General features: G+C 37.8%; 12 protein-coding genes. All 12 read right to left on the bottom strand.

Annotated elements, in window-relative coordinates:
• Positions 1–420: 420 nt before the first annotated feature.
• The 12 genes from recA to NP781_RS02700 all read right to left on the bottom strand — a co-directional run bounded on the left by recA (position 421) and on the right by NP781_RS02700 (position 12,819).
• Complete coding sequence (gene recA, locus NP781_RS02755; protein ID WP_004224934.1) at positions 421–1,485, bottom strand: recombinase RecA; 1,065 nt, start codon at positions 1,483–1,485, stop codon at positions 421–423.
• Between the two features lie 161 nt (positions 1,486–1,646).
• Positions 1,647–2,906 carry a competence/damage-inducible protein A gene (locus NP781_RS02750; RefSeq protein ID WP_054550950.1) on the bottom strand — a complete coding sequence of 420 codons (1,260 nt, stop codon included), beginning with the start codon at positions 2,904–2,906 and terminating at the stop codon, positions 1,647–1,649.
• Between the two features lie 16 nt (positions 2,907–2,922).
• The gene (pgsA, locus tag NP781_RS02745; RefSeq protein WP_004224936.1) at positions 2,923–3,501 is read right to left on the bottom strand and encodes a CDP-diacylglycerol--glycerol-3-phosphate 3-phosphatidyltransferase; all 579 of its coding nucleotides are present in this window, start codon (positions 3,499–3,501) and stop codon (positions 2,923–2,925) included.
• Between the two features lie 47 nt (positions 3,502–3,548).
• Complete coding sequence (locus NP781_RS02740) at positions 3,549–4,478, bottom strand: helix-turn-helix domain-containing protein (RefSeq protein ID WP_175400707.1); 930 nt, start codon at positions 4,476–4,478, stop codon at positions 3,549–3,551.
• 16 nt (positions 4,479–4,494) lie between these two features.
• Positions 4,495–5,280 (bottom strand): DUF3388 domain-containing protein, encoded by a 786-nt coding sequence (locus NP781_RS02735; protein WP_026023397.1) that lies wholly within the window; start codon positions 5,278–5,280, stop codon positions 4,495–4,497.
• A 216-nt stretch (positions 5,281–5,496) separates the two neighbouring features.
• Complete coding sequence (locus NP781_RS02730) at positions 5,497–5,754, bottom strand: DUF3243 domain-containing protein (RefSeq protein ID WP_004224939.1); 258 nt, start codon at positions 5,752–5,754, stop codon at positions 5,497–5,499.
• A 45-nt stretch (positions 5,755–5,799) separates the two neighbouring features.
• Positions 5,800–6,528 (bottom strand): elongation factor P 5-aminopentanone reductase, encoded by a 729-nt coding sequence (gene ymfI / locus NP781_RS02725; RefSeq protein ID WP_257521316.1) that lies wholly within the window; start codon positions 6,526–6,528, stop codon positions 5,800–5,802.
• Positions 6,525–7,826, bottom strand: coding sequence for an EF-P 5-aminopentanol modification-associated protein YfmH (gene yfmH, locus NP781_RS02720; RefSeq protein ID WP_257521315.1), 1,302 nt, complete (start codon positions 7,824–7,826; stop codon positions 6,525–6,527). The genes ymfI and yfmH overlap by 4 nt, the downstream gene beginning before the upstream one ends.
• Positions 7,823–9,094, bottom strand: coding sequence for an EF-P 5-aminopentanol modification-associated protein YfmF (gene yfmF, locus NP781_RS02715; protein ID WP_257521314.1), 1,272 nt, complete (start codon positions 9,092–9,094; stop codon positions 7,823–7,825). Before yfmF ends, yfmH begins: the two co-directional genes overlap by 4 nt.
• 170 nt (positions 9,095–9,264) lie before the next feature.
• Entirely contained in the window at positions 9,265–10,224 is a 960-nt protein-coding gene (locus NP781_RS02710) for an ABC transporter permease (protein WP_048391533.1), read from the bottom strand.
• Position 10,225: 1 nt separating this feature from the next.
• On the bottom strand, positions 10,226–11,272 hold the full coding sequence (locus tag NP781_RS02705; protein WP_257521313.1) for an ABC transporter permease: 1,047 nt from the start codon (positions 11,270–11,272) through the stop codon (positions 10,226–10,228).
• Complete coding sequence (locus NP781_RS02700; protein ID WP_257521312.1) at positions 11,272–12,819, bottom strand: ABC transporter ATP-binding protein; 1,548 nt, start codon at positions 12,817–12,819, stop codon at positions 11,272–11,274. Before NP781_RS02700 ends, NP781_RS02705 begins: the two co-directional genes overlap by 1 nt.
• Between the last annotated feature and the right edge of the window lie 118 nt (positions 12,820–12,937).

Here is a 12,937-nt window from a genome sequence, read left to right as displayed (position 1 = left end):
TATGCAAAACCCGTTTCATTGGCCAAAGGCATTATCTTCATCCAGTAGGCGTTTAGACATCCATTTTAAAGGATATTTCACTATAAAACATTTGCTAAATGAGGATAAAATGTACTGCCTATTTAAAGTCATAATTCAGAAATTATACATATTTAATTGTATAGCTAGCCTCAAGCTCTGTCAAGGATAGTCAGGCGTCTGTTCGCCATCTAAGCCAAAAAAAGTAAGTCCTATCCATTCAGTGAATTTTTTCCCTATTACTATTTCACTAGAAACTTTCTCATGTTAAATACAATTAATAAAAAAACAGTACATAAGAAATAAACACATAGCCTCTCTCTTATTATGTGTAAAAATTTAAGAATATAGACAAAAAAATGCATTGCCCCCTCAATAAAGTGGGAACAATGCAATCATTAATTATTCTTCTTCCAGAAGTAACATTAATTCTTCATCCATCTCTTCTTCATCATCATGGGCCGCAATTGTATAAGAAGAAGCCGCAATACCATAAGAAGCTCGGATTTTATTTGCTATGTCTTCTAGGACAGCAGTATTTTCTTTTAAATACTGTTTAGCATTTTCTCGTCCTTGACCTAAGCGCTCATCGCCATATGCATACCAAGAACCGCTTTTTTGCACAATGTCTAATTCCACGCCTAAATCGACTGTCTCGCCTTCTTTAGAAATCCCTTCTCCATACATAATATCTACTTCAGCTGTACGGAAAGGTGGTGCTACTTTATTTTTTACAATTTTAATTTTAGTACGGTTACCAACAATATCATTACCTTGCTTAATAGCTTCTGCACGACGCACTTCTAAACGGACAGAGCTGTAGAATTTAAGCGCACGTCCACCTGGTGTTGTTTCTGGATTACCGAACATGACACCAATTTTTTCACGAATTTGGTTAATGAAAATAGCAATCGTTTTTGATTTATTAATCGCACCTGAAAGTTTACGTAAAGCTTGAGACATTAGACGAGCTTGTAAGCCGACATGAGAGTCACCCATATCCCCTTCAATTTCAGCTTTTGGCACTAAGGCAGCAACCGAGTCAATAACGATAATATCAATAGCTCCACTACGCACTAATGCTTCTGCAATTTCAAGTGCTTGCTCACCTGTGTCGGGCTGTGATAATAATAGCTCATCAATATTCACACCTAATTTTTGTGCATAGATTGGATCTAATGCATGCTCCGCGTCGATAAATGCTGCTTGTCCACCTGATGCCTGTACTTCAGCAATGGCATGTAGAGCAACTGTTGTTTTACCAGACGATTCGGGACCGTATACTTCAATAATACGTCCACGTGGATATCCACCCACTCCTAATGCAGCATCAAGTGCTAGTGACCCACTTGAAGATGTTGCAATTTCTAAATCGGTTTTTTCACCAAGTTTCATGATGGAACCTTTACCAAAATTCTTCTCAATTTGTTTTAGAGCCTGTTCTAAGGCTGCTTTACGATCACTCATTCATTTTCCTCCTTCGAAAACTGTTCACTGTTTTTATCTATCTCTACTATACTTGTTTTTGAGAAAACACGCAAGAAAAAAGCGAACATTTATTCGATTTTTCTTCAAAATAAAAATTTGGATAGTTTTCCTCTACCCAAATTCCTATGTTCTACTCTATTTTAATATCGTTTTGTGTAGCCACGTTCTTCTAAAAGTTGCATTAAATAATGGCATGTAAATTTCACCGCACGGAGTCGATTCGTATTCCGCATGCCTGATAAATGAAGTAAATATGTAAGCGGCTCCTCGTCATTTATGGCAATACCAATCCAAACCGTACCTACTGGCTGATGATCATGTGCAGTGGGACCTGCTTCTCCTGTAAGACCAATCCCAATATTTGTAGCAAATTTCTCACGAACAGCACTTGCCATTGCCGCTGCACACTCAGCACTCACAACACCATGTGTATCAATTAATTCTTGTGAAATGCCTAGCTGTTTTACTTTCGCATCTGCTGCATAGGTAACAACGCCTCCTATAAGTGCATTGCCTACCCCTGGAATTTCCGCAAGTTCAGATTGAAATAAACCAGCAGTTAAACTTTCTGCAGCCGCAATTGTTAGCTCATTATCCAGTAGCATTTCTACCGTTTTTGAGGCAAGGGAATCATCATCTACACCATATTGATAATCACCAACAAGTGCTTGTATTTCTGCAACCTTTGCCTTAATAAGCTGGCCAGCTTGTTGCTCTGTTGCGGCTTTAGCTGTTACGCGTAACGTTACCTCACCATCAGAAGCAAGTGGAGCAACTGTTGGATTGGTTTGTGCATCTAAAATATTTTGAACTTGTACTTCAAGCTCGGCCTCACCAATTCCATAAAATCGCATAACATGTGATGCAATAATCCCTCCATCATTAAGCATCGCAGCAAGTTTAGGTTTAGCCTCAAATTGAAACATTGGTTCTAACTCTTTTGGAGGTCCTGGTAATAAAATATAAGTGCGATCATTTTTTGTGAAGATCATACCTGGAGCCATTCCATGGTGATTAGCTAATACTTCACTCCCAGCTAAAATTAATGCCTGTTTACGATTATTTTCCGTCATTGGACGTCCTCGTTTAGCAAAAAATTGCTCAATATACGTCAATGCTACTTCATCAAACTCAAGAGAAACACCAAGATGACGTGCAATCGTTTCCTTCGTTAAATCATCTTTTGTTGGACCAAGTCCTCCCGAAAAAATAATGAGATCTGCACGAGACTCTGCCACTTCGATAGCTTGTTCTAAACGCTTTGCATTATCGCCTACTACGGTATGATAAAAAACGTTGATGCCAAGCTCGGATAGCTGGCTTGAGATAAATCTCGCATTTGTATTCGTAATTTGACCTAATAATAGTTCTGAGCCAACCGCAAGAATTTCAGCATTCATGATCCCAAGACCTTTCTTATTTAGACTCAAGTAATACACGTCGATTTAGATAGAAATAATCCCATCCTGACCAAAGTGTAAAGAACAATGCAACATAGAGCATGATTGTATCAAATGGAATACCAACCAATGTAAAGATTGTATTGTGTAAAAGAGCAGCAGCAATCGCTACAATTTGTGCCCAAGTTTTAATTTTACCAAGCTGATTGGCAGCTACGACTTCTCCTCCACCTGCCAAAATCAAACGTAAACCCGTTACAGCAAATTCACGACTGATAATAATGATAATTACCCAAGCAGGTGCCATCTTAAGCTCGACCATTAAAATAAAGGCTGCTGAGACAAGTAACTTGTCAGCTAAGGGATCTAAAAATTTCCCAAATGTCGTTACAAGATTATACTTACGTGCGTAATAACCATCCACCCAATCGGTTGTTGAAGCAAAGATAAAAATAAGTGCGCCTATAAAATGATGAATTGGCATCTCTGCACCAAAAAGTGATAATGTTCCCCAGCCAAAATCAAACATCATAACAATGACAAAGAATGGAATAAGTAAGATTCGAGAGATGGTAATTTTATTTGGAATGTTCATTTTTCTAACACCTTTCATGATGAAAGAAAGTAGTCATCATGTGATGACTACTGTTCTTTATTGAAATTGATGACGATATTTTGCGTTACAATTTGTTGTGCATACGTTAGAAGTTCGTCATTAATATAGATTTTAGCTTGCGTTGAATTACCGAGACGAATACGAACATAGTTTTGTGTTGAGGCGTCAAATTCAACTACTTCCCCGGCATTATAGACACGCGTATCTGTTAAGATTTCTTGTTGCTGTTGATTGCGAATACCAACAAATGTAGGGCCTGATATTTCAATTTTCAGTTTCATTGTATCTGTCCCTGTTAACGTATAAGAAGTTGTCGCTCCATCTGCTTCAACAGTACCCGCGGAAATTGTTTGCTTCATCTCTTCAGTTTGATCAGTGTCATCTTCATCAGTTGGTGTTTCTTCTGTAGCTTTTGTATCTTCTTTATCATTTTTCTGTGCATCTTTATTTTCTTGTTCTTTTTTATCCTTCTCACTATCAATTGGCTTGACATTTGTGTCATATTCAATCTCAGGAGTTGGATTTACTTCTTCGCTTGTCCCTGGACTGTTTTTTGATTGCCATAGCACCCATATAGCCACAATAATGACTACAATAAATAAAGCAACAATGATTTTTGGCATAGCCTCCATCATTTTATTCGAAGGGCCTTTCGTTACTTTTCTTCTGCTGGGGCTATTCGTCATCGATTGACTTACTTGATCGTTTGGAGTGCTCGGTAGTTCATTTTTATATGTCTCTAAGATTTCTTCCGCATCCAACCCAACAGCTTCTGCATATTGTTTGATAAAAGCTCGTACATAAAACGAACCAGGCATAATGGAATAATTGCCCTCTTCAATTCCTACTAAATAACGTTTTTGGATTTTCGTTATTTCTTGTAAATCGTCTAAGCTGTAGCCTTTAGACAGTCTCGCCTCTTTCAGTCGAGTCCCTAATTCTGCCACTAATAACACCTACTTTAACATCAAATTAAAAATTAAATCCTCCAAAAGAATCGGATTCGGACATATGATTTTTTTCCATTATTTCATAAGTAATTTCTTCATCAGTGTGATGACGTAGTTCAATAATATAATCAAAATCCTCTATTTTATATTCTGAATGCTGAACAAACATATCTGGATGCTCTACAACTTTGATACAAGGCATATTCATCATTTCACGCACTAATTGCAAATGTTTCTCATCAGATGAACGTCGAGTCACAATACCATCTAAAATAAAAATATTGTTACGACTAAATTCATCTCCCACAAGCTTATTACGAACTGTTTGCTTAATCATTGTAGATGATAAAAAGATCCATTTTTTATTGGCACAAACACTGGCGGCTACTATGGATTCAGTTTTTCCAACACGTGGCATGCCACGAATACCAATCAGCTTATGTCCCTCTTTTTTAAAGAGTTCTGCCATAAAGTCGACTAAAATACCTAATTCATCTCTTACGAAATGGAATGTGTTTTTTTCATCTGCATCTCGAGGAATATAACGACCATGCCTAATGGCTAAACGGTCGCGAAGTTTTGGTTGTCGAAATTTGGTTACGTTAATATGTTCCATTGTCGAAACAATTGTACGAAAACGCTCAATTGCCTCATCATTGTCTGTATGCACTAACATACCACGTCGATCCTCATCTACACCATTTATTGATATAATATTGACACGAAGCATCCCTAAAAGTGAAGCAATATCTCCTAATAATCCAGGGCGATTCACCTGAATTTCATATTCAAAGTACCAATCGCTCAACACACTCGTTCCCTTCCTATTAGTTAACGTAAAAAATCCTTTATAAGTTCCATCATAGCTGATTTTTTATGTAATGGAAAGTTAGAATACATGGAATTACAGTGTTATTTACTAATTTTTTTTGATGACTGTTAAATAGGCTTACATACGTTCCCGTTTTCACAGATAAAAAGTTTATAGTATAGCAAAAAGAGGAGATTGGCTCTCCTCTTTTATTTACTGCACATGCTTATTTTGTACAAGCTTAATGACACAATTCGCTAATGCATGTTTTTCATCTTCAGAGGCAACGCCCCATAAATCCGACAGCACTCGCTCTTGTTCGTTTTTAGGATCGACATTAGTCGCCAAATATTCCCCAATTTGGACAGCAGCCGTTTGAATCATTTTCTTCGGCATACCGCTTGATTCAGCTTGCATAACGTTTTGTCCTAAAAACGATGTCCATTTTTGCCAGTTTTCTAAAATGGTCATATTCTTCCTCCTCCTTTACACAAGTAGTATGTGCAAAAGAGATTATTATATGTACCAGCCTCCGTTTAATCGTACGATTTGTCCTGTCACATAATCAGCTTTACCAGACAAATAAAAACGTACCATTTCAGCCACATCTTTTGTTTGTCCAATGGAGCCTAGTGGGATATCGTCCAAAATGTATTGAAGCTCTTCTTGATTTAGATGGCTGTTCATTGAGGTATTTATAAAACCAGGAGCAATAGCATTCACTCTAATCCGAGATAATGCCGCTTCTTTTGCATAGGATTTAACAAAAGCATGTTGCGCACCCTTAACAGTTGCATAAAGTGCCTCCCCCGCTGAGCCAGCTTCTCCCCAAATGGAACCTATAAATAGTACATAGCTCACTTCATGCTTGCGAAGTTTTCCAGAAAGTAAAGCTGTTAGTCTCATAGGATTTTGAACATGAACATGCCATAAAGCATCCATATCCTCGACTGTCGTATCTTCGAGCAATGAATAGTGGGCTTGTCCATTGGCAAAAACAATAGCCTGCACATTGAAAATTTGCGCGGCTACTAATTCTGCTCCATTAACAATTGAAAAATCCCCCTGTACAAGCATAAATTCTTGTGCAGGGAAATTTTCGGAAAGCATTTCACATAATCTCTGTGCCGCATTTTGATTGTTTGAATAATGTACATAGATAGACCAGCCGTCCTCAGCTAAGCTTTGACAAATGGCATGACCGATATCACCTGATGCACCTAAAACAAGGGCAAATTTTTTCACTGTGCATCCTGCTTACTTGGCAGAATTTTAAAGACCGTTTGCTGTGTTTCACCTTGGATAGAAGCAAATGCTTTTTGTAAATCATCCACAGTTAATGTCTCAAGTACTGGTACTACATCAAATAAATTCATTTCATTAAAGGAATATCGTGTGAATTGGTTTGCGATAAACTCGATCGAATTTAGTGCACGTAGGAAGAACCCAATTTTTTTGCGTTTTATACGATCCAAACCAGCACGATCAAACTGGCTATTTCCTTCATATTTTGCTAATTCGTCCATAATCGTTTTTGCCAATTTATCAGGCTCTGCTGAATCTGATCCGATCATGGCAAACCCAAAACCATTTTCTAAGGTAAAATCAAAAGCATATGTCTCATCAATTAAACCTTCCTCGTAAACACGTTCATAAAAATCAGAGGTACGTCCAAAAATAAGCTCAAGTGCAATTTGAACCGACAACTCATGCTTTAACATGTCCTGACCTGATAAATTAGTGTCTTTCGCTTTTAAACCTACATAAATTTTTGGTTTTTGAACATCCATATTTAATGTACGTTCTTTAATAGCTACCTCTGTTGGTTCTATATCAAAGAAGCGTTGAATAGGCGTTGGTTCTGGGAACTCTTTTTTACCTTGATTCTCACGAATAAACGTCATCATTTCTTCTGGTTCAACAGCACCAATCACAAATAACAACATATTCGAAGGATGATAAAACGTATTGTAGCACGTATATAAGTGCTCCGCTGTAATGCCATCAATCGATTCAATTGTACCAGCGATATCAATCTTTACAGGATGATGATGATACATATTTTCGATTGTGCCAAAGTATAGACGCCAGTCTGGTTGATCATCATACATTGTAATTTCTTGCCCGATAATTCCTTTTTCTTTATTGACAGTAGCTTCTGTAAAGTATGGTTCTTGGACAAAATTCAATAATGTTTCTGTACTTTTGTAAATATTATCAGTTGAAGAGAATAGGTATGCCGTACGTGTAAATGATGTAAATGCGTTAGCAGAAGCTCCATATTCACTGAACTTTTGGAAGACATCGCCATCTTCTTTTTCGAACATTTTATGCTCTAAGAAGTGAGCGATTCCATCCGGCACCGTAATGCTTTCTGTTTGACCTATGGGTACAAAAGTGCGATCAATAGAACCGTACTTCGTTGTAAATGTAACAAATGTTTTAGAAAAACCTTTTTTCGGCAAGATATATACATCTAATCCATTTTCAAGCTTTTCATAATAAAGAGTTTCATCTAATTGCTTAAATTCTATTGTTTTCATTGTGCGGCTTGCTCCTTTCCACATAAGAAATAGACCGCTTCAAGCTGCACTTGCTTTGCCATTGCAACAACATCTTCTTTTGTCACAGCTTTCCACTTATTTGCCCAGGCTTGAACTGAAAATTCCTCAGGTAAATCTTTATATTGATCAAAAATTTCAATTTGTCCTCGAGCAGAATCTAAGGATTCTTTTAGCTGATTCGTCAGCATAGCCTTTGTTTGTTCCAGCTCTAAATTTGTAATGTCCCCAGCCTGCATGACGGCTAGTTGTTCTTTAATTAAAGATAGCGCTTTTTCTTCATTTTTAGCTTCAATACCAGATACAACAAATACAAGTCCGTAATGCGAAGCGTAGGAACTAGAAGCATAATACGCAAGACTCTCTTTTTCACGAACATTCATAAACAACTTGGCATGTGGATACCCACCAAAAATGCCATTAAAAATTTGCATCTTAGAGAAATCTGCATCACCAAATCTAACAGGTGTGCTAAAGCCAATATGAAGTTTACCTTGTTTCATTTCATGCTGTTCTCTTACATAATCATTGTCTGGATGTTGTTGGGGGAGTACTGCTGGAACTTCCTCAGGAGTACGATCCTTAAATGGTAGCGCTTTTTTTAATTTCGCAACAATTTCCTCTTCATTAATGTCTCCAGCTACATAAATATCGATTTTATCGTTAGCTAGCATCGATTGATAAGCCTCAAATAATGAGGCAGGGGTAATCTTTTGAATTTCTTCGACACTACCATTCGCTGAAATTGATGCTGGCTCATTTGGTCTCAGGATTTGTTGTAGACGGAATTGAGCAAAGCGAGATTTATCGTCAAAAATAGATTCAATACGTTGAATAACTGTCTTTTTCTCACGCTCAACAACGGATTCCTTAAAGACACCATTTTCTAGATTAGGCTCAAAAATAGCTGTATGCAATAAACCAAGGACTTCGTTTAAGACACTTGTATTTGCTAGATAATGATCATTAACAGTCTCTGCATTCATAAGAACCGTATGCTCATTTCCGCGCTTCGATGTATCAAAATACAAAACTGTACCATACAAGTCATCTAAAAAGCTTCGAAAAGCAGCAGTTGTCTTATATTTAGCATTACTGTGCTGCAGTACATTTGTTAATACTGTACGCTCTGATGCACTTTTAGCCGTTAATGCTCTTCTCCATTTAATTGAAAAATTCACGGTTTTAAATTGGGTCGTTTGTCGGATATGCAAATTGACACCTTTTGCAAAAGGTATTGTTTTAAACATATGAAACCCTCCTATCCTTCTTAATATAACGATGTACTACACATACTATACATGTCTATTGTCTATAATTGCAAAAGGAATCCAAAGTATGTATGGGAAAAATTAAAAATTACGCCAATTATATAGAAAAAGGACTGAGCATAGCTTGCCCAGTCCTTAAAATGCTTTTCTTAGCGTTTACCTTTTATATAAGGCTGTCCACTCGCTTTTGGAGCGTTTGCTTTCCCAATAAAGCCTGCTAAAGCAAGAATTGTTAACACATACGGTAAAATTTGTAGATAAACTGCTGGAACATTCTCGATTAGCGGAATTTGATTCCCTGCAATACTTAATGTTTGTGCTAAACCGAAGAATAGGGCTGCACCTAGTGCTCCAATTGGATGCCACTTCCCGAAAATCATTGCGGCAATAGCCATGAAACCTTGACCAGCAATTGTTGCGTGTGAGAAGTCATGTGTAATTGTTTGTGCATACACTGCACCACCAAGACCACCTAATGCCCCAGAAATCATCACGGCAATATAGCGCATTTTATTTACATTTATACCCATTGTATCTGCTGCCATTGGATGTTCACCCACAGCACGCAAACGCAAGCCGAATGGCGTTTTATAAATGATAAACCATGCCCCGAATGCTACAGCAAACGCTAAAATAGATGTGCTGTAAACATCATGGAACAGTAAACGACCGAAGAACGGAATATCCTCTAAGTAAGGGACACCAAAACGACGAATCGGTTGGTCAATCATATCTGTTTGACCTTTATCATAAATCATTTTTACTAAGAATACAGTTGCAGCTAAACCTAGTAAGTTAATAGCTACCCCTGATACCGTTTGATCGGCACGGAAAGAAATAGAAGCTACAGCATGGAAAAGTGAGAACACAGCACCAATCACAACAGCTGCTAGCATTGCCACCCAAACTGTTGCTGCCCCTAATGATGAAGCGAATTCTAAATTGACAAAAATACCAACAAAAGCACCGACAATCATTAAGCCTTCTAGCCCGATGTTGACAACACCAGAGCGTTCAGAGAATACCCCACCGATGGCCGTAAAAATCAAAGGTGTCGCATAAAGAATCGCTGAAGGGATGATGAAATATAACATTTCTAAAAAGCTCATGTTATTGTCCCTCCTTTTTCTTGCTCAGCTTTTGTAAGCCTACTCGAATAATATAGCCTGATGCAACGAAGAAGATAATCAACGCAATAATAATGGATACGATTTCTTCTGGAATACCCGCAGCATTTGGCATATTTAATGCACCATATTTTAAAGAACCAAAAAGGGATGCTCCAAACACTACCCCAAGTGGTGTATTGGCACCAAGTAGGGCAACGGCGATACCGTCAAAACCAATTCCCGTAAAGCCAGGTTTAATGGATGCGTTTTGGAATGTCCCTAAAGCTTCCATCGCACCACCAAGACCTGCAAACATACCAGAAATCGTCATAGCTAAAATAATATTTTTATTGACACTCATACCTGCATAGTCAGCAGCATTTTTGTTAAAACCTACTGCTTTTAGCTCGTAGCCACGTGTTGTTTTTTCTAAAATGAACCACATCACAATTACCATTAAAAGTGCAACAATGATCCCATAGTGAAGACTTGAATTGTCTGTAAGCTCTCTTAAAAACGGAGAACGTAAAGAAGCTGACTCGTGGATACGTTCTGTTTTAAAGCTGCCATCGGACAATTTCTTAATTACTGCATTTGCAATATAAAGTGCAGTGTAGTTCAGCATAATTGTCGCAATAACTTCGTGAACTTTAAATTTCGCTTTTAAGAAACCTGCAATAAAGGCCCAAAATGCACCTGCAGCAGCTGCCGCAAGCAATGCTAATGGTAAGTGAATGATTTTAGGAAGTTCAAACGCATAACCTACCCAAGCAGCGGCCAACCAACCTAAAATTAGCTGACCTTCAACACCAATATTGAAGAGCCCTGTACGGAATGCAAATGCTACCGCAAGACCTGCTAAAATATATGGTGTAATTTGACGAATTGTGTTCCCGATTGAATATGAATCTCCAAAAATACCTGTCCAAAGAGCGATATAACCTTGCACTGGGTCATAGCCACTGACTACCATAACGATAGCCCCTACAATTAAACCGATAATGATAGAGATGATAGGAACGAGGATATTAATGACACGATTTGACATTAGTCGTTCCCCTCCTTCGCATCACGCTTTATATTTTTTTTACTTTGTCCTGCCATTAGTAAGCCTAGCTCTTGTTCAGTCGTTTCTTTCGGATTTAACTCATCGACAATTTGTCCATCATAGATAACAGCAATTCGATCCGAAACATTCATCACCTCATCTAATTCAAATGAGATTAACAAAACAGCTTTCCCTTTATCACGTTGCTCAATTAGACGAGAATGAATGAATTCAATAGCTCCTACGTCAAGTCCACGTGTTGGTAGAGCAGCAATTAATAGATCAGGGTTACGGTCAATTTCACGACCAATAATTGCTTTTTGTTGGTTACCACCAGATAATGCACGAGCTGGTGTCATCTCCCCATTACCAGTACGCACATCATACTCTTTAATGATTTGACGAGCTTTCTCTGACACCTTTTTATAGTCCATCACAAAGCCCTTCGCTATTGGAGATTGGTAATAAGTTTGTAATGCAATATTATGACCAATCGGGAAATCTAAAACTAATCCATGCTTATGACGGTCTTGTGGAATATGTCCTACGCCTTCCTCTGTAATTTTACGAGGCTTCATGTTAGTAATATCTTTACCATTCAGCTTGACTTTACCACTTTTAATTTTGCGTAGACCTGTAATGGCTTCTATTAACTCGGATTGACCATTACCATCAATACCAGCAATACCTACGATTTCACCTTTACGAACATTTAAATTAAGACCTTTAACTTTATCAATATTTCGATAGTCTGTAACAACCAAGTTCTCAATCGAAAGCACTTCTTCAGTCGGTGTCGCATCCGTTTTTTCCGTTTTAAATTCAACTTGACGTCCAACCATCATCTCAGCAAGCTGATCAGGATTTGTGGCAGCGGTTACAACAGTGCCAATCCCTTCTCCCTTACGGATAATCGTCACACGGTCTGAAACTTCCATAATTTCTTTTAGCTTATGCGTAATTAAAATAATGGATTTACCCTCTGCGATAAGACGACGCATTATTTGAATTAATTCGGTAATTTCTTGCGGTGTTAATGATGCAGTTGGTTCATCAAAAATTAAAATTTCGGCACCACGATACAATGTTTTTAATATTTCTACACGCTGTTGCATACCAACCGTGATATCCTCGATTTTGGCGGTCGGATCAACATCTAATCCATACTTTTCAGAAAGTGCTTGTACTTTCTTAGCCGCATCTTTTATATTCACAATTCCCATTTTAGTAGGCTCAGTGCCTAAAATGATATTTTCTGTTACCGTAAAGTTTTCTACCAACATAAAATGTTGATGCACCATGCCAATCCCTAAATCATTGGCAATATTCGGGTTTGTAATTTTTACAGCCTTCCCACGTACACGAATTTCGCCACCCTCTGGTTGATACAAACCAAAAAGGACGTTCATCAAAGTCGATTTACCTGCACCATTTTCACCTAGCAATGCATGAATCTCGCCTTGTTTCAGTTGGAGGGTGATATTATTATTCGCCACGAAATTACCGAATTCTTTACGGATTCCTAGCATTTCAATCACATAATCCAAATTTGTCACTCCCTTAATAGGCACTATTATTAAGTATTTTCATCTTAGCGTATAGTATCTGCTGCTACATGATGGATGGTACAGATAAGCCATACGTCCAGTAATAAATTTTCTACTA

This window comes from Lysinibacillus sp. FN11, assembly GCF_024628845.1.
Taxonomy (GTDB): domain Bacteria; phylum Bacillota; class Bacilli; order Bacillales_A; family Planococcaceae; genus Lysinibacillus; species Lysinibacillus capsici.
The sequence above is the reverse complement of the archived record's forward strand: the minus strand, read 5'-3'. Positions and strand labels throughout refer to the sequence as shown.

Bases quoted from the DNA above. Each gene is read 5' to 3' on its own strand.
- recA (WP_004224934.1), bottom strand. From the start codon at position 1,485: ATGAGTGATCGTAAAGCAGCCTTAGAACAGGCTCTAAAACAAATTGAG.
- NP781_RS02750 (WP_054550950.1), bottom strand. From the start codon at position 2,906: ATGAATGCTGAAATTCTTGCGGTTGGCTCAGAACTATTATTAGGTCAA.
- pgsA (WP_004224936.1), bottom strand. From the start codon at position 3,501: ATGAACATTCCAAATAAAATTACCATCTCTCGAATCTTACTTATTCCA.
- NP781_RS02730 (WP_004224939.1), bottom strand. From the start codon at position 5,754: ATGACCATTTTAGAAAACTGGCAAAAATGGACATCGTTTTTAGGACAA.
- yfmH (WP_257521315.1), bottom strand. From the start codon at position 7,826: ATGAAAACAATAGAATTTAAGCAATTAGATGAAACTCTTTATTATGAA.
- yfmF (WP_257521314.1), bottom strand. From the start codon at position 9,094: ATGTTTAAAACAATACCTTTTGCAAAAGGTGTCAATTTGCATATCCGA.
- NP781_RS02710 (WP_048391533.1), bottom strand. From the start codon at position 10,224: ATGAGCTTTTTAGAAATGTTATATTTCATCATCCCTTCAGCGATTCTT.
- NP781_RS02705 (WP_257521313.1), bottom strand. From the start codon at position 11,272: ATGTCAAATCGTGTCATTAATATCCTCGTTCCTATCATCTCTATCATT.